Origin of the sequence: Bradyrhizobium sp. B117, from assembly GCF_038969555.1 — a bacterium.
Taxonomy (GTDB): Bacteria; Pseudomonadota; Alphaproteobacteria; order Rhizobiales; family Xanthobacteraceae; genus Bradyrhizobium.
The window spans coordinates 5,813,919-5,833,674 of the sequence record NZ_CP152414.1; the positions used below are offsets into that span (position 1 = coordinate 5,813,919).

A 19,756-nucleotide genomic window follows, 5' to 3' on the forward strand; every position below is an offset into this window, starting at 1 on the left:
GCGGCGCGGGTCGCTCTGTCCGCCCTCCGTTCCGTGCTATCAGCAGGCCCGAAACCCCTCCGACTCGCTGTCCCCATGGCCAAGAACACGCTTTCCTTCGTCTGCCAGAACTGCGGCGCGGCCTATAACCGCTGGCAGGGCAAATGCGAGTCCTGCGGCGAGTGGAATACGCTCGCGGAAGAAGACACCAGCGGTAGCGTCCCGGTGTCGATCCGCTCCAAGCGCAAAGGCCGGACGTTCGCCCTCGAGAGCCTTGCCGGCAAGAGCCCGGACGCGCCGCGCCTGTCGTCGGGGATGACCGAGCTCGACCGCGTCACCGGTGGCGGCTTCGTCCGCGGCTCGGTGCTCTTGGTCGGCGGCGATCCCGGCATCGGCAAGTCGACGCTGTTGACGCAGGCGACCAGCATGATGGCGCGCGCCGGCCACCGCATCGTCTACATCTCCGGCGAAGAAGCCATCGCCCAGGTTCGGCTGCGCGCCGAGCGGCTCGGCCTGTCCGACGCGCCGGTGCAGCTCGCCGCAGAGACATCGGTGGAAGACATCGTCTCGACGCTGTCGGACGGCGCGGTCCCGCGGCTGATCGTGATCGACTCGATCCAGACCATGTGGACGGACACGGTGGAATCGGCGCCCGGCACGGTGACGCAGGTGCGCGCCTCGGCACAGGCCCTCATTCGTTTCGCCAAGAAAACCGGCGCTGCCATCATCCTGGTCGGCCACGTCACCAAGGACGGCCAGATCGCGGGCCCTCGCGTCGTCGAGCACATGGTCGACGCGGTGATGTCGTTCGAGGGCGAAGGCTCGCAGCAATTCCGCATCCTGCGCGCCGTGAAGAACCGTTTCGGCCCGACCGACGAGATCGGCGTGTTCGAGATGACCGGCCTTGGCCTGCGCGAGGTCACCAACCCTTCCGAGCTGTTCCTGTCCGAGCGCGATCTCGGCACGCCCGGCACCGCAGTCTTTGCGGGCATCGAGGGTACGAGGCCCGTCCTGGTCGAATTGCAGGCGCTTGTGGCCCCGACCTCGCTCGGCACCCCGCGGCGGGCCGTGGTCGGCTGGGACCAGAGCCGGCTCTCGATGGTGCTGGCGGTGCTGGAGGCCCATTGCGGGGTCAAACTGTCCGGCCACGACGTCTATCTGAACGTCGCGGGCGGCCTGCGCATCCACGAGCCGGCGGCCGACATGGCCGCCGCAGCCGCACTGGTATCGTCCCTGGTTAATGCGCAGTTACCCACCGATGCCGTCTATTTCGGCGAGATCTCGCTCTCCGGCGTGATCCGTCCGGTGGCACAGACCCCGGCCCGGCTCAAGGAAGCGGCCAAGCTCGGCTTCAAACGCGCCGTACTGCCCGAATCGGCCCGGGGCGGCGATGCCGGCGGTGACGCCGGATTGTCGCTAAACGCGGTCAACAGCCTCACCACGCTGGTGGCCGAAATCGCCGCCAAAGGCTCCCGCCGCGGCGAACAGAGCCCGCCGGCGGAGAAAAATGCCACACCGGCAAGATTCCGCCGTGGAGAGGGTTAGCTGGAGGTGACGTTCCCCGCCCCCGCCGCTATACAGCCGTCACAAAAGCAGCATGGGATTGCGTGGTTGCGGCCTTGCCGGGAACGCCGTCTGCCCCTCTTTTAAGGCAGCGGCCAAGCACCGATTCGCTGAGCACCTTTGAAGTACGAGCGGACCAGACCAGCCGATGCCAGTAACACTCCTCGACCTGATCCTGCTCGGTGTGATGCTGATCTCGGGCCTGCTCGCCATGGTCCGCGGCTTCATGCGCGAAATCCTGTCGATCGCAGCCTGGGGCACGGCGGCGATCGTGACGCTCTACTCCTTCTCGAAGCTGCTGCCGACGGCCAAGACCTATTTCAACAACGACACGGTCGCGAGCGTGGTCGTCGTCGCAGGCGTGTTCGTCGGCACCCTGGTCATCGTTTCCGTGATCACGGTCCGGATCTCCGACATGATCCTGGATTCGCGCATCGGCGCGCTGGACCGCACCCTGGGGTTCCTGTTTGGCCTCGCTCGCGGGCTTTTGATCGTCGTGGTCGCGTTCCTGTTCTTCACCTGGCTGGTGCCGGACAAGCAGCGCCCCGACTGGGTCACGGGGGCCAAGTCCCGCGTCGTGCTCCAGGGAACCGGCGATTGGCTGATGTCCCTCTTGCCTGATGACCCCGAGAACACCATCTTGAAGAGATTCAAGAAAAACAAACCAGATGATGATCAAGCTGATTCCGAGCAGCAGCCTTCGGGCAGTGGCGACGGATACAGTAAACCGGCTCGTGACAGTTTGAAAAAACTGATCGAGAAACCCGCGGCACGTTGACTTGAGCCCAGAGAGAGGCGCGAACGAGATGCGACACCCTGACCAGGACGCTCAACTTGATCTCGACGCCAAGGCCGGTTTGGGCCCATCCGCGCTGGAGCTTCAGGACGATCTGGAAGGGGATACGCTGCGCGAGGAATGCGGCGTGTTCGGCATCTACGGCCACCCCGACGCCGCCGCCATCACGGCGCTCGGTCTCCACGCCCTCCAGCACCGCGGCCAGGAAGCCGCCGGCATCGTCTCCTACGACGGCAGCCGCTTTCACAGCGAACGCCGCCTCGGTCTCGTCGGCGACACCTTCTCCCGCCGCGAGGTGATCGATCGCCTGCCCGGCAACATGGCAGTCGGCCATGTCCGCTACTCCACCACCGGCGCCACCATCCTGCGCAACGTGCAGCCGCTGTTCGCCGAGCTCAATGCCGGCGGCCTCGCGGTCGCCCACAACGGCAACCTCACCAACGGCCTGACGCTGCGCCGCGAGCTCGTGAAGCACGGCGCGATGATGCAGTCGACCACCGACACCGAAGTGATCCTGCATCTGGTCGCGCGCTCCAAGCGCGCCCGCTTCATCGAGCGCTACATCGACGCGCTGCGCGAGATCGAGGGCGCCTATGCGCTGGTCTCGCTGACCAACAAGAAACTCGTCGGCGCGCGCGACCCGCGCGGCATCCGTCCGCTCGTGCTCGGTGAGCTCGACGGCTGCCCGATCCTGACCTCGGAGACCTGCGCGCTCGACATCATCGGCGCCCGCTTCATCCGCGACATCGAGCCGGGCGAAGTCATCGTGTTCGACGAGAACGGCCAGGACATCCACAAGCCGTTCCCGCCGATGGCGCCGCGCCCCTGCATCTTCGAATACATCTATTTCTCCCGGCCGGATTCCATCGTTCACGGCCGCTCGGTCTATGAAGTGCGCAAGGCCTTCGGCGCGCAGCTCGCGCGCGAGAGCCACGTGCCGATCGACGTCGTCGTGCCGGTGCCGGATTCCGGCGTACCCGCTGCGGTCGGCTACAGCCAGCATTCCGGCGTGCCGTTCGAGCTCGGCATCATCCGCAACCACTATGTCGGCCGCACCTTCATCCAGCCGACGCAGGCGATCCGCGAATCCGGCGTGCGCATGAAGCATTCGGCCAACCGCGCCGCGATCGAAGGCAAGCGCATCATCCTGATCGACGACTCGCTGGTGCGCGGCACCACCTCGAAGAAGATCGTGCGCATGATGCGCGATGCCGGCGCGAAGGAAGTGCATTTCCGCCTCGCTTCGCCGCCGATCCTCTACCCTGATTATTACGGCATCGACCTGCCCGATCGCGGCGGTCTTCTTGCGGCGACACATTCGCTGGAGGAGATGCGCGAGATCATCGGCGCCGACTCGCTCGCCTTCCTGTCGATCGACGGCATGTACCGCGCCATGGGCGAGCCCGGTCGCGATCCCGCCAATCCGAAATTCTCGGATCATTGCTTCACCGGGGCCTATCCGACCCACCTCACCGACCAGACCCAGACCGAACAGCAACCGCGGCAGCTGTCGCTGCTGGCGGAGGCGAGCTGACGGCGTAGCCGTCATCCCGGGGCGGTCCGCAGGACCGAACCCGGGATCTCGACGTTGTCTTGCAGCCTCTAGATTCCGGGTTCGATGCTTCGCATCGCCCCGGAATGACAATGCCGCAGGCTTGTGCGGGCCGCCTGCCTCTGCGATACCGCCTGCATGACAAAACCGCTCGCCAACCGCATCGCTCTCGTCACCGGCGCCTCGCGCGGCATTGGATTCGCCACGGCCCTCGCTTTGGCAAAGGCCGGCGCGCATATCGTTGCCACCGCGCGCACACAGGGCGGGCTGGAAGAGCTCGACGACGAGATCCGGAAAATCGGCGGCAGCGCCACGCTGGTGCCACTGAACCTCACCGATTTTGATGGCATCGCGCGGTTAGGCGCCGGCCTGCACGAGCGTTATGGCAAGCTCGACATCCTCGTCGGCAATGCCGGCGTGCTCGGCCCCTCTTCGCCCATCGGCCATATCGAGCTGAAGACGTTCAACGACGTCATGGCCGTCAACGTCTCTGCCAACTTCCAGCTGATCCGCTGCATGGAGCCGCTGCTGAGGCAATCCGATGCCGGCCGCGCCGTGTTCATCACCTCCGGCGCCGCCAACAAGGCGACCGCCTATGTCAGCCCCTACGCCGCCTCCAAGGCCGCGCTGGAGACGCTGGCGCGCGCCTGGGCGCAGGAGACCGCGAACACGTCTCTACGCGTCAACCTGTTCAATCCCGGGCCGATCCGCACCCGTATGCGCGCGACCCTGATGCCCGGCGAAGACCCCGCGACGCTCGACACGCCCGAGCAGGTCGCCGAATTCATCGTGCCGCTCTGCGCGCCCGACTGGACCGAGACTGGCAAGTTCTACGACTATAAGACCCGCAGCCTGATGAGCTTCCGCCCGCCGGCCTGATTGACTCGGGTCCCTCCCCGCGATTGACTGCCGGCGCTCAAGCGGCAGCAAGCTGCAGGCCAAAAAAGGGAGGTCGCCATGACACCATGGCATCGCGCAGGGCTTTCGCGTGCGCTCGCAAATGTCTCTCACGCCTTCTCCATCCTGATCGCAGCCATTGCGCTCGTCCTTCCGGGCGTTGCGATTGCTGCCGACGTCCCGACCTTCGCGGTCGATCCTTCCTGGCCGAAGCAGCTGCCGAACAACTGGATCCTCGGCCAGGTCGGCGGCATCACCGTCGACTGGCAGGGCCATATCTGGGTGATCCATCGCCCGCGCTCGCTCACCGACGATGAGAAAGGCGCGAGCCTCAACCCGCCGCGCTCCAAATGCTGCGTCTCGGCGCCGCCCGTCCTCGAGTTCGACAGCGATGGCAACCTGCTGCGGTCCTGGGGCGGACCGGGCGAAGGCTATGAATGGGTCGGCCGCGAGCACGGCATCGAGGTCGACGAACGCGGCTTCGTCTGGGTCGGCGGCAACGCCGACAACGACAACGCGATCCTGAAGTTCACGCTGGACGGCAAGTTCGTCGCGCAGATCGGCAAGATCGCGCCGAGCCTCGGCAGCAACGACACGACGCAGCTCGGCAAGCCCGCCGAAACCGCGCTCGACAAGGAAGCGAACGAAATCTACGTCGCCGACGGCTACGGCAATCGCCGCGTCATCGTGTTCGATGCGACGACGCTCGCTTACAAGCGGCACTGGGGCGCCTATGGCAACAAGCCTGATGATGCCAAGCAGGCGGCCTATGATCCCAAGGCGCCAGTGTCGCAGCAATTCGGAAATCCCGTGCACTGCGTGAAGCTCACCAATGACGGCCTCGTCTACGTCTGCGACCGCATCAACAACCGCATCCAGGTGTTCAAAAAGGACGGCACCTTCGTGAAAGAGTTCTTCTTCGAGAAGAACACGCTCGGCAATGGCGCCGTCTGGGACATCGCGATCTGGCCCGATCCGAAGCAGACTTATCTGCTCAGCGCCGACGGCGAGAACAACGAGATCAGGGTGATCAAGCGCGACGACGGCGGCGTCGTCGGCAGCTTCGGGCATAACGGCCGCAATGCCGGGCAATTCCACTGGGTGCATGCGATGGCGATCGACGCCAAGGGTAACGTCTATACCGCCGAGGTCGATACCGGAAAACGCATCCAGAAATTCAAGCTGACCTCGGACGCGCTGAAATAGCGTCTCAACGCATTTTGTCCAAAAGTTAACCGACGGATGACGCTACGACGCAGCGTCATCCGGCTTTAGGCGCATTGCCGGGACCTGCGGGACACGGTAGAGCCATCAGCCGGAACAAGGCTCCGCAAGAGAGCCGTCCGCATATTTGACAATGGAGGAAACCTTTTATGACGACGACGTTCGCGCGCCGCTCCGCGGCCCTTCTGGCCTGCGCCGCTTTCGGTTTTGCCACATCCGCCTACGCCCAGGACAAGACCGTCAGGATCGGCGTGCTCAATGACATGTCCAGTCTCTACGCCGACATCGGCGGCCCCAACTCCGTGGTGGCAGTCAAGATGGCGGTGGAGGATTCCGGCCTCGCTGCCAAGGGCTGGAAGATCGAAGTCGTCAGCGGCGACCACCAGAACAAGCCGGACATCGGGGTCAACATCGCGCGGCAGTGGATCGACACCCAGAAGGTCGACATGATCACCGACACGCCCAACTCCGGCGTGGCGCTTGCGGTCAGCAACGTCGCCAAGGAAAAGAACGTCGTCCTGCTCAACAATGGCGGCGCCAGCGCCGACCTCACCGGCAAGGCCTGCAACGCCAACACCATCTCCTACACCTACGACACCTACATGCTCGCCAACGGCACCGGCAAGGCGCTGACCAAGGCCGGCGGCGACACCTGGTTCTTCCTGACCGCCGACTATGCGTTCGGCGCCGCGCTCGAGCGTGACACCAGCGCGGTCGTCACCGCGAACGGCGGCAAGGTGCTCGGCGGTGTCAAGCATCCGCTCAACACGTCCGACTTCTCTTCTTTCCTGCTGCAGGCGCAGAACTCCAAGGCGAAGATCGTCGGGCTCGCCAATGCCGGCGGCGACACCACCAACTCGATCAAGCAGGCGGCCGAGTTCGGCATCGTCGAAGGCGGCCAGAAGCTCGCCGCGCTCCTGCTGTTCATCAACGACGTCCACTCGCTCGGCCTCAAGACCGCGCACGGCCTGACCTTCACCGAATCCTTCTACTGGGATCTCAACGAGGGCACGCGCGCGTTCTCGAAGCGTTTCCAGGAAAAGACCGCCAACAAGGCGATGCCGTCGATGACGCAGGCCGGCAACTATGCCGGCGTGCTGCATTACCTCAAGGCGCTCGAGGCGCTCGGCGGCAACCCGCATGACGGCGCCAAGGTCGTCGCCAAGATGAAGGAAATCCCGACCGACGATCCGCTGTTCGGCAAGGGCCCGCTGCGCGAGGACGGCCGCCGCATCATCCCGGCTTACCTGTTCGAGGTGAAGAAGCCGGAGGAGTCGAAGGGTCCGTGGGACTATTACAAGCTGGTCGCGACCATCTCGGCCGAAGACGCGGCCAAGCCGCTCAAGGACAGCGAGTGCCCGCTGGTGAAGAAGTGACCGCGTAGCGGTCATCCCGGGGCGATGCATAGCATCGAACTATGGTGCGCAATTGCACCTGAGGATCTCGCGCGGCATTCTACACTGCCGTAGGGTGGGCAAAGGCGCGTAAGCGCCGTGCCCACCTTCTCGCCACATACTCAAGACGTGGTGGGCACGCTTCGCTTTGCCCACCCTACGGGGTCTACGAGACTGTCTTCGTGGTCGCCAGCGCCCGCAGCGCGATCGCAACGCACGCCACCATCAGCACGGCCGCGAGCAGGAATGGCGCGCCGGGCAGATGCAGCGGCGCGCTGGCGCCGATGAAATAGGAGAACGTCAGGGTGAACAGGAACGGGCCGACGAGCTGCGAGACGCTCTGCACGCTCGCGGTCGCGCCCTGCAACTGGCCCTGCTGATCGGGCGCGACCAGCCGCGTCATCAGCGATTGCGAGGCGGCGCCAGAGATGCCCCACAGCGACAGCACGGGAATACCGATCCAGGACAGCGGTCCGGTCGGCGCAGCGCCCAGGATCACGAAGCCGATCGCGCCACAGCACAAGCCCATCAGCAGCGCGTTCCGCTCGCCGAGCAGGCGCACGATCGGGCCGATCGCAAGCCCCTGCACCACCATGGTGCAGATGCCGACCATGGCCAGCGTCAGGCCCACGGTCTTGGAATCCCAACCGTAGCGATAGGTCGCATAGAGCACGAAGGTCGACGGCAGCACCACATGCGCGACTTGCGCGATGAAATTGACGATCGACAGCCCAGCCAGTGCCGCGTTGGAACGCAGCAGACGTAGCGCTCCGACCGGATTGGCGCTGGTCCAGTGGAACGGCGCGCGTTTTTCGGGCGCCAGCGATTCCGGCAGGACCAGTAATCCATAGAGCGCATTGGCAAAGCTCAAGGCCGCCGCGGCCCAGAACGGCAGCCGCGGATCGATGTCGCCGAGCAGACCGCCGAGCGCCGGCCCCAGGATGAATCCTGCACCGAACGCCGCGCCAATCCTGCCGAACACCGCCGCCCGCTGTTCCGGCGGCGTGATGTCCGAGATGTAGGCAAAGGCGGTCGAGATGCTCGCCGAGGTGATTCCGGAGATCAAGCGGCCGATGAACAGCCACGTCAGCGACGGCGCCAGCGCCATCAGCACGTAGTCGGCGGCGAGCCCAAAATTCGACAGCAGCACCACTGGCCGCCGTCCGAAGCGATCCGACAGCGCGCCAAGCATCGGCGAGAACACGAACTGCATCAGCGCCCAGGCGGTGCCGAACAGTCCGAAAATGCGCGCCGCATGAGCCGTGTCGTTGCCCACGAAGCTCTCGACCAGCTTTGGCAGGATCGGCATGATCACGCCGAGCGCGAGCATGTCGAGCAGGATGGTGACGAAGATGAAGGCGACCGCGCCGCGCCGGACCGGCGCTGTGCCTTGCGCCACCGCCTCGCCGGCGCCGTCACTCATGACGGCCGCTTGCGCTTGTGCGCGAAGGGATTGGCCTTCTCGCGCAGGGTGATGCGCACCGGCGTTCCCGGAAGCTCGAAGGTCTCGCGCATGGAATTGGTCAAATAGCGCAAATAGGACTGCGGCACGGCGTCGGCGCGCGAGCAGAACAGCACGAAGCTCGGCGGGCGCGCCTTGTTCTGCGTGATGTAGTTCAGCTTCAGCCGGCGGCCGGACACCGCGGGCGGCGGATTGGCCTGGATCGCCTGCTCGAACCAGCGATTGAGTGCGGAGGTCGGCACGCGCCTGTTCCAGACCGCATAGGCGTCCTGGATCGCCTGCATCAGGCGGTCGATGCCCTCGCCCATCAAGCCTGACACGGCAACGATCGGCACGCCCTTGACCTGCGGCAGCCAATGATCGGCGTCGCGGCGCAGGCCGGAGATCGCACCGCCGCCCTTGGTCTCCATCAGGTCCCATTTGTTGACGGCGAGCACGACGGCGCGGCCCTCGCGCTCGATCAGATCGGCGATGCGCAGGTCCTGCTCCTCGAAGCGGTTCTGCGAGTCCATCATCAGCACGACGACTTCGGCAAAGCGCACCGCGCGCAGCGCGTCGGCGACCGAGAGCTTTTCCAGCTTCTCCTCGATGCGCGAGCGCCGGCGCAGACCTGCGGTATCGAACACGCGGAAATCGCGGCCCTTCCAGTTGATCTCGACTGCGATGGAATCGCGCGTGGTGCCGGCCTCCGGGCTGGTCAACAAACGTTCTTCGCCGAGCAGATGATTGATCAGCGTCGACTTGCCGGCATTGGGCCGGCCGACGATAGCGACCCGGATCGGGCGCGTCGCGGCCTCTTCTTCCGAGAGCGGCGCGTCGTCCTCATCCTCGTCTTCTTCGACGGGCTCCGGCATCAGCTTAGCCAGCTCATCGTAGAGCTCGCCCATGCCCTCGCCATGCTCGGCCGAGATCTGGATGGGATCGCCGAGACCGAGCGCAAAGGATTCCATCGCGCCGGCATCGCCATGCTTGCCCTCGCTCTTGTTGGCGACGAGCAGCACCGGCTTGTTGGCCTTGCGGGCAAAATCGGCGAAGGCGCGATCAGTGGGCGTGAGGCCGATGCGGGCGTCGATCACGAAGAACAGCGCGTCCGCCTGCGCGATCGCGGTCTCGGTCTGCTCCTGCATCCGTGCGGTCAGCGAACCCCTGGCGCCCTCGTCGAGACCGGCGGTATCGATGATGGTGAACTGGAGATCGCCGAGCCTGGCCTCACCCTCGCGGCGGTCGCGGGTGACGCCCGGCAGATCATCGACGAGCGCGAGCTTCTGTCCGACCAGGCGGTTGAACAGCGTCGACTTGCCGACATTGGGCCGGCCGATGATGGCGATCGTGAAGGACATCGGTCATTCGTGCGCTGCCGAGGCTGCGCCTGTCAATGCAGTGAGGATGATTAGCGCGAGAAGCTGCCGCTCGGCAGCGGCGCCGGGAAAGCGCCCTGCGACTGCTGCGTGGTCTGGGCCGATTGTGCCGGCTGCTGTTGGACGGGCTGGTCCGGCGGCGGCGCGGTGGTGCGCTTGCGGACGATCTTCTGCTTGGGCGGCGGAGCGGCCGACGGCGGTGCAGCTTCCGGCTGGGCCTCGCCATCGACCTCGCCGGCCGGCGCCTGCGCGGGTGCGGCCGCGGCGGCCGGCTGCTTGCTCTTCTTCGCCTTGGCGCCCCTGGCCGGCTCAGGCGGCGGCGGCTCTGTCGGCAAAGCCGCAACGGCCCCCGCGTTCGGATCGGGCTGTTGCTGGGCGCCCTTGTACAGCTCCTTCGGGACGCCTTGCTCGAGGCCCGGGACACCTTCCGGGAACACCGGCTTACGGTCGCCTGGCAGCTTCTTCTTGGTGTCGAGGAAGTCGAGCATGTCGCTTGGATCGAAGCTGGAGCAGCCGCCCAGGACGCCTGTGAAGGCGATCAGGACGGCGGCTGCGATCAAGCGTGGCGTGCGGCGCATCTTGGTGTCTCGTTACGTCAGAGGGCCCGAAGGTCAGCTCTTGGTCAGCTTTTGGCGACGGGCGGCAGCAGAGCCTGAAGCGCCTCGGCGCGCGAGCGCAGTCCTGGCGGCGTTTCGCCGTCTTCGGCAATCGTATCGAGCCATTTGCGCGCGGCGGTCGCGTCATTGTTGCGCCAGGCCGACAGCGCCAGCATCTCGCGCGCGCTGTGGCGGAATGTCGATTTGGGCGCGGCCGAAGCCTCGAGCCGCTGCTGAATGTCGGCATAGGACGCGCTGTCGAGCAGCAAGCCGGCGGCGCGGATCTTTGCCATATCCTGCCACTCACCACCCACACTGCGATCGGCGGCGATATCATCATACAGCTTCGCGGCCGCCTTGGGATCGCGGGGGGCGGCCTCCGCCGCGGCGCGCAGCCGCGCCAGGGTGCGATAGCCCGACGGCGCCCTGGCGGCGAGCTCGGTGAAGGCGGCCTCGGCCTCGGCGTGCTTGTTCTGGTCGGACAGCTCGACGGCCTTCTCGAAGGCGGCGCCGGCCTCGGCGGCCTTCTTGGCCTCCAGGTATTGATAGCCGCGCCAGCCGCCGACAGCGGCCACGACCAGCACCATCAGGGCGATGAAGTAGATCGAATACTTATCCCACAGCTTCTTGAGCTGTTCGCGACGTACTTCCTCGTCGACTTCGTCAAATAATTCAGACACTTATGCTAATCCCATGCCCGTCCGGGTGCGCGCGCCAATGCGTCCGCGTCAAGAATCCCGTACCCGCGTGGCGGCGAGGTACCCTAACGATATGGCGGTGGCAAGGCAAAGCCAGCCCAATCAAGGCGTTAACCACCCGGCAGAAGCCCGAAACCACCCTCTGGCCGGCTCAGGTCCCCAGGAGCTCCCGCAGCTGCCGCTTCAGCACCTTGCCATTGGCATTGCGCGGCAGCGGCTCGGCAGTGATCGCCATGGTCTCGGGGACCTTGTAGTCGGACAGCCGTTCCGCGCACCAGGCCCGCAAGGCATCGGCGGCCACCGGCGCGCGTGTCACCACGACGGCATGGACGCGCTCGCCAAGCACCGGGCACGCCCTGGCGATGATCGCACTCTCGACCACCGCGGGATGGCCGGCCAGGACGGATTCGACCTCGGCGGAATAGATCTTCAGGCCGCCGCGGTTGATCATGTCCTTCTGCCGGTCGAACACGCGGACGAAGCCTTCGGCGTCGACCGAACCGAGATCGCCGGAGTGCCAGAATCCGGCGGTGAAGCTCTCGGCGGTCGCCTTCGGATTGTTCCAGTAGCCCTTGATGACGGAGGCGCTCCGAATCCAGAGCTCGCCGATCTCGCCGGGCGGCAGCTCACGGCCATCAGGCCCCATCGCGATGATGCGCGCACCGGGGCACGGCAGGCCGACGCTATCGATGTGGCTCGCGGTCAGCTCGCCGGGCATGATCGTCGACGGTGACGTCGTTTCGGTCGCGCCGTAGCAGTTCGCAAGCTTCAGGCCGGGGATAGTCGCCTTGAGCTTCTCGATGGTCGCGACCGGCATCGGCGCGCCGCCGAAGCCGCCGATGCGCCAGCTCGAGAGATCATAGTTGTCGAAATCGGGCTGGAGCAGGCAGAGATTGTACATCGCCGGCACCATCACCGTGTAAGTGACGCGCTCGCGCGCGGCGAGCTTGAGATAATCCGCGGCCTTGAACTCCGGCATGATGATCAGTGCGCCGCCGCAGCGGATCATCGTCGTGATGTTGGCGACGACGCCGGTGACGTGGCCGAGCGGCACGGCCGCGATCGACCGGTCCGCCGCCGTCAATTGCAGGCAGGACACGAACACCATCGAGGAATGCACGATGTTGCAATGGGCGAGCATCGCGCCCTTCGGCTTGCCCGTCGTGCCCGAAGTGTAGAGGATCATTGCGGTGTCCTCTTCACCCACCTCGACCGGCGCCGAGGCTGGCGCGTGGTCAGCGAGCGTGGCGAAACGCGACAGGACCGGATCACTGTCGACGGCGATGCGGTGAATCACATCGGGGACATCCGATGCATCGGGCAGCCGGTCGGCAAGCCCCGCCTCATGGATCAGGACCTTCGCGCCGCAATCGGCGAGCACATAGGCGATCTCCGGCTTCTGCTGGCGCGTGCTGAGCAGCACCGTGACGAGCCCCTCATGCGCGGCGGCGAACAGCAGAAGCGGAAACTCGATGCGGTTGCCGAGCAGGATCGCAACACGATCGCCGCGTTCCAGGCCGAGCTTGCGAAAGCCCGCCGCGATCCGTGCCGCCCGCTCCACCGCCTGCCGCCAGCTCAGGCGGACGTCGCCTGCGATGAGCGCTTCGCCATCGGCATTGCGGGCGCAGGCGTCCGCGATCATCGCCCACAGGTTCGCGGGACGGTCGCAGAACGCCGGCACCACCCGATCGCCAAAGCGCGCCTCGAGACGCATCGGCGGAATCTGAGATTGCGACCAGTCCATCGGAACGCCTCGGCTTGTTGCTCTTGTTATCTTCCGCGCACGATCGAGCCGTGCTGTCTTGTGCCGGTCGGCTAGATGCCGATGACGGGAACGCCGATCACGACAGGATGGAACGCAAAGGCCAGCGCCAGATACGCAACGATGCCGACGACGACCGCGATCAGATCGTTGGTGACGCCGCCCACCGGGATCGGCGGCGCGCCGGCGTCCTTGCGATGCTTGAGCGAGATGCGGTCATACACCGCCCAGCCCAGGAACGAGCCGAACAGGATGATGGAGCCGAGATCGCCATTGGCGAGCAGATGCGCCGCCGCCCAGAGCTTGATGCCGGCCAGCATCGGATGCTTCAGCGTCGCATAGATGCGGCCGCGCAGGTAGGAGGCGACCACCAGGATGACGGCGGGAAGCATCAGCGCGAGCGTGATGTGCTTGAGCGCCTTCGGCGGATACCAGACATCGATCCAGCCGGAGCTGCGATAATGGGCAAAGCCCCAGATGATCAGCGCCAGCCCCGCAAGCGAAACGACGGAGTAGAGGAGCTTGTAGGTCCCCTCGCCCAGCCGCGCGATGGCCTGCCCGCGTGCCTCACGTTTCGTGGTGAAAACATGGGCCGCAAAAAACAGCACCAGCCCCAGGATCATGACCAGCAGACCCACGACATCCTCCCCTCGTCCAGCGCCCCCGCCCATGGCGTATCATCGATTGGCCGCCGGTCGCAACTGACGCGCTACTTGCCGGGCTCCCGATTGTCGACGTAGCGGATCGCAATCGGCCGTCCGGCCAGCGCGCCGCCGAGGCCGCTGGTGAATTTCAGCGGCAGACAGGCTTTCAGCGATGAATTGATCGCATTGAGATAGGTGGTTCGGATGTCGGCGGGGACGCCCGCGGTCGCGTATGTCAGGCGTGGCGGGCCGATCAGGGCGCCCGCCTTGTTGAAGCTGAAACGCACCGACATCTGCATGCCCGCCCGTGCATTGTCAGAGGGTGGCGACCAGCAGCTGCGCAGCTCGGCGAAGAGGTCGCCGATCGTGTCGAGGTCGTGATCCGGCCTTTGATACTTGGCGCGATCGGCGCCGGACGGAACGCTCTCGATCGTGAGCTGGAGATTCTGGCCGTAGGGATAGTCGATCTCGGGAATGCAGGGGCCGGGCTCGAGCGGGCTGCAATAATACGGCGTACAGGGCCGGCCGTCGAGTACGCTGCACGGCTCGTGCGAAAACGGAATCGGATTGATCTGGCGCGGCCGCGCGTCGGCCGCCATCGTCGAGATCGCCAGCAGGAGAAAAGGAAGGATGACGCGCCACATGATGCGAGCTCACAATGTCACGGACAATAAGTGGCATTGTCGATGACCGCATCAAGTCCGCGTGCGTTCACATGCTCGCGTTCGCCCCCGCTGTCGTCGCCCGGCTTGACCGAGCGACCCAGTACTCCGAGACGTCTGTGATTGGATCGATGGGCTGCGGCGTATTGGATTCCCCGCCTTCGCGGGGAATGACAGTGGCGCGTGTGGCCAGTGGCGGGCGAGAGCGCCCTACCCTTTCTTCTTGACGTCCTTGACGTTGGTGAACTCGATGCCCTCGGCGCGCTCCCTGGTGTAGCCGAGGTAGAATTCGTTCCGCGCCAGATACACGGGATCGCCGTCGACATCGTCGGCGATGCTGGAGGTGTTGGCGGCGATGAAGGTGTCGAGCTTCTTGCGGTCCTCGGAGGAGACCCAGCGCGCGAGCTGGAACTCGCTGACCTCGAATTCGACCGGCAGCGAATATTCGGCTTCGAGGCGCGCCTTCAGCACGTCGAGCTGAAGTGCGCCGACCACGCCGACCAGTGCGGGCGCGCCGTCGCGCGGCCGGAACACCTGGACCACGCCCTCTTCCGACATCTGCTGAAGCGCTTCCTTCAGCTTCTTCGCCTTCATGGCGTCGGTGAGCCGGACGCGGCGAACGATTTCCGGCGCAAAGCTCGGCACGCCGACAAAGTTGAAATCCTCGCCCTCGGTCAGGGTATCGCCGATGCGCAGCGTGCCGTGATTGGGGATGCCGACGACATCGCCGGCAAAGGCCTCATCCGCCACCGAACGGTCCTGCGCGAAGAAGAATTGCGGGCTCGACAGCGGCATGCTCTTGCCGGTGCGTACCAGCTTCGCCTTCATGCCACGGCTGAGCTTGCCGGAGCACAGGCGCGCGAAGGCAATGCGGTCGCGGTGGTTCGGATCCATGTTGGCCTGGATCTTGAACACGAAGGCGCTCATGCGCGGATCTGTGGCCTCGACCTTGCGCTGGTCGCTGTCCTGCGCGCGCGGCTCGGGCGCGAACCTGCCGAGACCTTCCAGGAGGTCGCCGACGCCGAAATTGCGCAGCGCGCTGCCGAAATAGACCGGCGTTAGATGCCCTTCGCGAAACGCGTCGAGCTCGAATGGTTTTGAAGCTTCGGTGACGAGCTCGAGTTCGTCCTTCACAGCAGAGGCGTCGAGATTGGCGTTGAGCTTGGCGAGCTCGGCGATCTCGATCTGCTGCGCGGCGCCGGTCTTGGCACCGCCGCCTTCGAGCAGGCGGACACCGCCGTTAATGACGTCGTAGGTGCCAAGGAAGTCGCGGCCGCGGCCAACCGGCCAGGTCATCGGCGTGGTGTCGAGCGCCAGGGTCTTTTCGATCTCGTCGAGCAGCTCGAACACGTCCCGGCTCTCACGGTCCATCTTGTTGATGAAGGTGATGATCGGGATGTCGCGCAACCGGCACACCTCGAACAGCTTGCGGGTGCGCGCCTCGATGCCCTTGGCGGCGTCGATCACCATGACGGCGGAGTCGACGGCCGTCAGCGTGCGATAGGTGTCTTCCGAAAAGTCCTCGTGGCCCGGCGTGTCCAGGAGGTTGAACACGAGGCCCTCGAACTCGAAGGTCATCACCGAGGTCACGACCGAGATGCCGCGCTCGCGCTCGATCTTCATCCAGTCCGAACGCGTGTTGCGCCGCTCGCCCTTGGCCTTGACCTGGCCGGCGAGGTTGATGGCGCCGCCGAACAGCAGGAGCTTTTCGGTCAGCGTGGTCTTGCCGGCGTCGGGGTGGGAGATGATCGCAAAGGTCCGTCGTCGCGCCACTTCAGAGGCAAGCGGGGAACGGGCCGGCGACTCGGCTGTGGTGGTGGCGATGTCGGACATGGCGGGAGCGTTTGGCAGGGAAAATGGGCCTGATCAAGCCTCATTTGGTGATTGCGGAGCCCTCCGGCCAGCCCCATATCCGTCGACGGGAGGGACGGCCCTCCCTTTCGCAGCCAATCGCCAGCGGGGACGACCCTGCCTTGAATGGAGGGTCGTCATGGCCTGGAGCATCCTGTTCGTCGCCGGTCTTCTCGAGATCACCTGGGCGATCGGGCTGAAATACACCGAGGGTTTCAGCAGGCTTGTTCCGTCCGTCGTCACGCTCGCGGCCATGGCCGGCAGCGTCATTCTGCTGGGATTTGCCCTCAAATCCCTGCCCGTCGGGACCGCCTATGCGGTCTGGACCGGGATCGGCGCGGTCGGCACCGCCACGCTCGGCATCTTCCTGTTTGGCGAGCCCGCCACCGCCTTCCGCCTCGCCAGCATCGGGCTGATCGTTGCCGGCATCGTCGGCCTGAAGCTCGTCACCTGAAGAGCTGGACTGCCCACCAGGTCAGCGCAGCCACGATCGCCGAGGCCGGGATCGTGATCACCCAGGCATAGACGATCGAGCTTGCGACGTTCCAGCGCACCGCCGAAACCCGGCGGGCTGCGCCGACGCCGACGATGGCGCCAGTGATGGTGTGGGTGGTCGAGACGGGAACGCCGAGGAACGTCGCCATGAACAGGGTCGCGGCACCGCCGGTCTCGGCGCAAAAGCCCTGCATCGGCGTCAGTTTGGTGATGCGCAGGCCCATGGTGCGGACGATGCGCCAGCCCCCCATCAGCGTCCCCAGCGCCATCGCCGCCTGGCACGACAGCACCACCCAGAAGGGCACCGAGAATTCGCTGCCGAGATGGCCTTGCGAATAGAGCAGCACGGCGATGATGCCCATGGTCTTCTGCGCATCATTGCCGCCATGGCCGAGCGAATAGAGCGAGGCGGAGGCGAATTGCAGGATGCGAAACGCGCGATCGACCGCGAACGGCGTCGAGCGCACCGAGAGCCAGGACACGATCGCCACCAGCAGCATCGCCAGCAGGAAGCCGACCAGCGGCGACAGCACGATCGCCAGCACCGTCTTCGACAGACCGCTCCACACCGCCGCCGAGATCCCGGCCTTGGCCATGCCGCCGCCGACGAGGCCGCCGATCAGCGCATGCGACGAGGAGGACGGGATGCCTAGCGCCCAGGTCACGAGGTTCCAGATGATGGCGCCGACGAGAGCGGCGAAGATCACCTGGGCATCGACGATCGAGGGATCGATGATGCCGGTTCCGATGGTCTGGGCGACGTGCAGGCCGAACACCATGAAGGCGACGAAATTGAAGAACGCGGCCCAGAACACCGCGAATTGCGGCCGCAGCACGCGGGTCGACACGATGGTCGCGATCGAATTGGCGGCGTCGTGCAGGCCGTTCAGGAAGTCGAACAGCAGCGCGACGGCGATCAGTCCGACCAGGACAGGAAGACCCAACACGGCATCCACGGCGCTGCCCTGCCTTACTCTTCGCGCATGATCTCCGCGCAAACGCGTTCCGCGTTTGTCGCGAAGGAAAACCGCTGCACGCTTTTCCGGATCATGCGCTAGACCTGCTCGATGACGATACTGTTGATCTCGTTCGCGACGTCGTCGAAGCGATCGGCCACTTTCTCCAGATGGTCGTAGATCTCGACGCCGACGATGAAATCCATCGCGTTGCCATCGCGATGCTTGAGGAACAATTCCTTCAGCCCGATGTCATGGAGGTCGTCGACGCGCCCCTCGAGCTTGGTCAGTTCCTCCGTGATGGCGGTCAGCATCGCGACGTTCGGTCCGATCGATTGCAACAGCGGCAATGCGCGTCCGACCAGATTGGCGCACTCGATCAGGAGCCCGCCGATCTCGCGCATCGGCGGCTCGAACGTGCGGACCTCGAACAGCATCACGGCCTTGGCGGTCTGCTGCATCTGGTCGATGGCGTCGTCCATCGAGGTGATGAGGTTCTTGATGTCGCCGCGATCGAACGGCGTGATGAAAGTGCGTCGCACCGCCGTCAGCACCTCGCGGGTGATGTTGTCGGCCTCGTTCTCGAACTGGTTGACGCGCTGGCAATAGACCGGCGTCTCCTCGCCGCCATTGAGCACGCCCTGGAGTGCAACGGCGCCCTGAATCACGGTCTGGGCATGGCGGTCGAACAGTTCGAAAAAGCGCTCTTCCCTGGGAAGCAGAGCGCGAAACCAACGCATCATGGGGTCGCTACCGGCTCGAAATGGCCCGGCCCGAACGAGCCGTCACAAAACTGTCATAGACCATTTCGACGCCGCGCGCGTGTCTTCTCACGCCCGCGGAGCCGGATCATCCACCGCTTTAGCGCACCAATGAAATTGATGCGATATCAATGATTTAGAGCGAGCGCCGGAAGTAATGGGCGATTTCGCCAATGACGCCGCGGCGGAAGGTGAGCACGCAGACCACGAAAATCGAGCCCTGAATCACCGTCACCCACTGGCCGAAGCCCGCCAGGTATTGCTGCATGGCGATGATGGCGAAGGCACCAACCACCGGGCCGAAGATGGTGCCGAGACCGCCAACCAGCGTCATCAGCACGACCTCGCCCGACATCGTCCAGTGCACGTCGGTGAGTGAGGCGTTCTGCGCCACGAACACCTTCAGCGCACCGGCAAAGCCCGCCAGCGTCCCCGACAGCACGAACGCCAGGAACTTGTACTGGTCGGTGCGATAGCCGAGCGAGATCGCGCGCGGCTCGTTCTCGCGGATCGACTTCAACACCTCGCCGAACGGCGAGTTGATGATGCGGTAGATCAGCAGGAAGCCGGCGAGGAAGCCGACCAGCACGACGTAATAGAGCACGGTCGGCTTCGACAGATCGAGCACGCCGAACATGCGTCCCTGCGGAATGCCCTGGATGCCGTCCTCACCATGGGTGAACGGCGCCTGGAGATAGATGAAGTACAAGAGCTGCGAGAGCGCCAGGGTGATCATCGAGAAATAGATGCCCTGGCGGCGGATCGAGATGTAGCCGGTGATGATCGAGAGCGCGAAAGCCGCGGCGACACCGACGAGAATGCCGAGCTCCGGCGGCAGCGCCCATACTTTCAGCGCGTGAGCGCTGCAATAACCGGCGGTGCCCATAAACATCGCGTGACCGAACGACAGCAGTCCGCCGTAACCGATCAGCAGGTTGAAGGCGCAGGCCAGCAGCGCGAAGCACAGCGCCTGCATCACGAAGAACGGATAGACCCCCGTGAAGGGCACCGACGCCAGCAGCAGCGCCATCAGCACGAATACGATCATCTCGTCGCGCATCGCACGCGGGGTTACCGGCAGCGTGTCGTCCGTCAAGGCTGTCATA

General features: G+C 65.2%; 18 protein-coding genes. 7 read left to right on the plus strand and 11 right to left on the minus strand.

Annotated features, from left to right (window positions below; all coding sequences use genetic code 11):
• The first annotated feature begins 75 nt into the window (after positions 1 to 75).
• The 6 genes from radA to AAFG16_RS28590 all read left to right on the plus strand — a co-directional run bounded on the left by radA (position 76) and on the right by AAFG16_RS28590 (position 7,387).
• On the plus strand, positions 76 to 1,524 hold the full coding sequence (gene radA, locus AAFG16_RS28565; protein ID WP_342730609.1) for a DNA repair protein RadA: 1,449 nt from the start codon (positions 76 to 78) through the stop codon (positions 1,522 to 1,524).
• 166 nt (positions 1,525 to 1,690) lie between these two features.
• Positions 1,691 to 2,320, plus strand: coding sequence for a CvpA family protein (locus AAFG16_RS28570; protein ID WP_092216675.1), 630 nt, complete (start codon positions 1,691 to 1,693; stop codon positions 2,318 to 2,320).
• 28 nt (positions 2,321 to 2,348) lie between these two features.
• Positions 2,349 to 3,872, plus strand: a complete 1,524-nt coding sequence (purF, locus tag AAFG16_RS28575; protein ID WP_342730612.1) for an amidophosphoribosyltransferase — start codon at positions 2,349 to 2,351, stop codon at positions 3,870 to 3,872.
• A gap of 156 nt (positions 3,873 to 4,028) precedes the next feature.
• Positions 4,029 to 4,769, plus strand: a complete 741-nt coding sequence (locus AAFG16_RS28580) for an SDR family NAD(P)-dependent oxidoreductase (RefSeq protein WP_342730614.1) — start codon at positions 4,029 to 4,031, stop codon at positions 4,767 to 4,769.
• 78 nt (positions 4,770 to 4,847) lie between these two features.
• Positions 4,848 to 5,993: a hypothetical protein gene (locus AAFG16_RS28585; protein ID WP_342730616.1), complete on the plus strand. Its 1,146-nt coding sequence runs from the start codon at positions 4,848 to 4,850 to the stop codon at positions 5,991 to 5,993.
• A gap of 167 nt (positions 5,994 to 6,160) precedes the next feature.
• On the plus strand, positions 6,161 to 7,387 hold the full coding sequence (locus AAFG16_RS28590; protein ID WP_342730618.1) for an ABC transporter substrate-binding protein: 1,227 nt from the start codon (positions 6,161 to 6,163) through the stop codon (positions 7,385 to 7,387).
• A 184-nt stretch (positions 7,388 to 7,571) separates the two neighbouring features.
• Here AAFG16_RS28590 and AAFG16_RS28595 read toward each other — a convergent pair whose 3' ends face one another.
• The 8 genes from AAFG16_RS28595 to AAFG16_RS28630 all read right to left on the minus strand — a co-directional run bounded on the left by AAFG16_RS28595 (position 7,572) and on the right by AAFG16_RS28630 (position 16,420).
• Positions 7,572 to 8,828: a TCR/Tet family MFS transporter gene (locus AAFG16_RS28595; RefSeq protein WP_342730620.1), complete on the minus strand. Its 1,257-nt coding sequence runs from the start codon at positions 8,826 to 8,828 to the stop codon at positions 7,572 to 7,574.
• On the minus strand, positions 8,825 to 10,207 hold the full coding sequence (gene der, locus AAFG16_RS28600) for a ribosome biogenesis GTPase Der (protein ID WP_342730622.1): 1,383 nt from the start codon (positions 10,205 to 10,207) through the stop codon (positions 8,825 to 8,827). Before der ends, AAFG16_RS28595 begins: the two co-directional genes overlap by 4 nt.
• A 50-nt stretch (positions 10,208 to 10,257) precedes the next feature.
• Positions 10,258 to 10,803 (minus strand): hypothetical protein, encoded by a 546-nt coding sequence (locus AAFG16_RS28605; protein ID WP_342730624.1) that lies wholly within the window; start codon positions 10,801 to 10,803, stop codon positions 10,258 to 10,260.
• A 44-nt stretch (positions 10,804 to 10,847) separates the two neighbouring features.
• Positions 10,848 to 11,501, minus strand: a complete 654-nt coding sequence (locus tag AAFG16_RS28610; RefSeq protein ID WP_283079689.1) for a tetratricopeptide repeat protein — start codon at positions 11,499 to 11,501, stop codon at positions 10,848 to 10,850.
• A 169-nt stretch (positions 11,502 to 11,670) separates the two neighbouring features.
• Positions 11,671 to 13,263 carry a class I adenylate-forming enzyme family protein gene (locus tag AAFG16_RS28615; protein ID WP_342730627.1) on the minus strand — a complete coding sequence of 531 codons (1,593 nt, stop codon included), beginning with the start codon at positions 13,261 to 13,263 and terminating at the stop codon, positions 11,671 to 11,673.
• Positions 13,264 to 13,334: 71 nt separating this feature from the next.
• Positions 13,335 to 13,919 (minus strand): NnrU family protein, encoded by a 585-nt coding sequence (locus tag AAFG16_RS28620; RefSeq protein ID WP_342730629.1) that lies wholly within the window; start codon positions 13,917 to 13,919, stop codon positions 13,335 to 13,337.
• 71 nt (positions 13,920 to 13,990) lie between these two features.
• Positions 13,991 to 14,569: a hypothetical protein gene (locus AAFG16_RS28625; protein ID WP_342730632.1), complete on the minus strand. Its 579-nt coding sequence runs from the start codon at positions 14,567 to 14,569 to the stop codon at positions 13,991 to 13,993.
• Between the two features lie 228 nt (positions 14,570 to 14,797).
• Positions 14,798 to 16,420, minus strand: coding sequence for a peptide chain release factor 3 (locus tag AAFG16_RS28630; protein ID WP_342730634.1), 1,623 nt, complete (start codon positions 16,418 to 16,420; stop codon positions 14,798 to 14,800).
• 157 nt (positions 16,421 to 16,577) lie between these two features.
• Here AAFG16_RS28630 and sugE point away from each other — a divergent pair, with 157 nt between their 5' ends.
• Positions 16,578 to 16,892, plus strand: coding sequence for a quaternary ammonium compound efflux SMR transporter SugE (gene sugE, locus AAFG16_RS28635; protein ID WP_283079694.1), 315 nt, complete (start codon positions 16,578 to 16,580; stop codon positions 16,890 to 16,892).
• Here the strand turns inward: sugE and AAFG16_RS28640 are convergent.
• The 3 genes from AAFG16_RS28640 to AAFG16_RS28650 form a co-directional block, all read right to left on the minus strand.
• Entirely contained in the window at positions 16,885 to 17,889 is a 1,005-nt protein-coding gene (locus tag AAFG16_RS28640) for an inorganic phosphate transporter (protein WP_342730636.1), read from the minus strand. The two genes, sugE and AAFG16_RS28640, sit on opposite strands and share 8 nt — an antisense overlap.
• 98 nt (positions 17,890 to 17,987) lie before the next feature.
• Positions 17,988 to 18,632 (minus strand): DUF47 domain-containing protein, encoded by a 645-nt coding sequence (locus AAFG16_RS28645; RefSeq protein ID WP_283079696.1) that lies wholly within the window; start codon positions 18,630 to 18,632, stop codon positions 17,988 to 17,990.
• Positions 18,633 to 18,786: 154 nt separating this feature from the next.
• On the minus strand, positions 18,787 to 19,755 hold the full coding sequence (locus tag AAFG16_RS28650; protein ID WP_283079697.1) for a branched-chain amino acid ABC transporter permease: 969 nt from the start codon (positions 19,753 to 19,755) through the stop codon (positions 18,787 to 18,789).
• Between the last annotated feature and the right edge of the window lies 1 nt (position 19,756).

Excerpts from the sequence above, each read along its gene's own strand:
- der (WP_342730622.1), bottom strand. The coding sequence starts at position 10,207 with ATGTCCTTCACGATCGCCATCATCGGCCGGCCCAATGTCGGCAAGTCG.
- AAFG16_RS28630 (WP_342730634.1), bottom strand. The coding sequence starts at position 16,420 with ATGTCCGACATCGCCACCACCACAGCCGAGTCGCCGGCCCGTTCCCCG.
- AAFG16_RS28570 (WP_092216675.1), top strand. The coding sequence starts at position 1,691 with ATGCCAGTAACACTCCTCGACCTGATCCTGCTCGGTGTGATGCTGATC.
- AAFG16_RS28645 (WP_283079696.1), bottom strand. The coding sequence starts at position 18,632 with ATGATGCGTTGGTTTCGCGCTCTGCTTCCCAGGGAAGAGCGCTTTTTC.
- AAFG16_RS28595 (WP_342730620.1), bottom strand. The coding sequence starts at position 8,828 with ATGAGTGACGGCGCCGGCGAGGCGGTGGCGCAAGGCACAGCGCCGGTC.
- radA (WP_342730609.1), top strand. The coding sequence starts at position 76 with ATGGCCAAGAACACGCTTTCCTTCGTCTGCCAGAACTGCGGCGCGGCC.
- AAFG16_RS28615 (WP_342730627.1), bottom strand. The coding sequence starts at position 13,263 with ATGGACTGGTCGCAATCTCAGATTCCGCCGATGCGTCTCGAGGCGCGC.
- AAFG16_RS28580 (WP_342730614.1), top strand. The coding sequence starts at position 4,029 with ATGACAAAACCGCTCGCCAACCGCATCGCTCTCGTCACCGGCGCCTCG.
- AAFG16_RS28590 (WP_342730618.1), top strand. The coding sequence starts at position 6,161 with ATGACGACGACGTTCGCGCGCCGCTCCGCGGCCCTTCTGGCCTGCGCC.
- sugE (WP_283079694.1), top strand. The coding sequence starts at position 16,578 with ATGGCCTGGAGCATCCTGTTCGTCGCCGGTCTTCTCGAGATCACCTGG.
- AAFG16_RS28605 (WP_342730624.1), bottom strand. The coding sequence starts at position 10,803 with ATGCGCCGCACGCCACGCTTGATCGCAGCCGCCGTCCTGATCGCCTTC.
- AAFG16_RS28650 (WP_283079697.1), bottom strand. The coding sequence starts at position 19,755 with ATGACAGCCTTGACGGACGACACGCTGCCGGTAACCCCGCGTGCGATG.
- AAFG16_RS28585 (WP_342730616.1), top strand. The coding sequence starts at position 4,848 with ATGACACCATGGCATCGCGCAGGGCTTTCGCGTGCGCTCGCAAATGTC.
- purF (WP_342730612.1), top strand. The coding sequence starts at position 2,349 with ATGCGACACCCTGACCAGGACGCTCAACTTGATCTCGACGCCAAGGCC.
- AAFG16_RS28625 (WP_342730632.1), bottom strand. The coding sequence starts at position 14,569 with ATGTGGCGCGTCATCCTTCCTTTTCTCCTGCTGGCGATCTCGACGATG.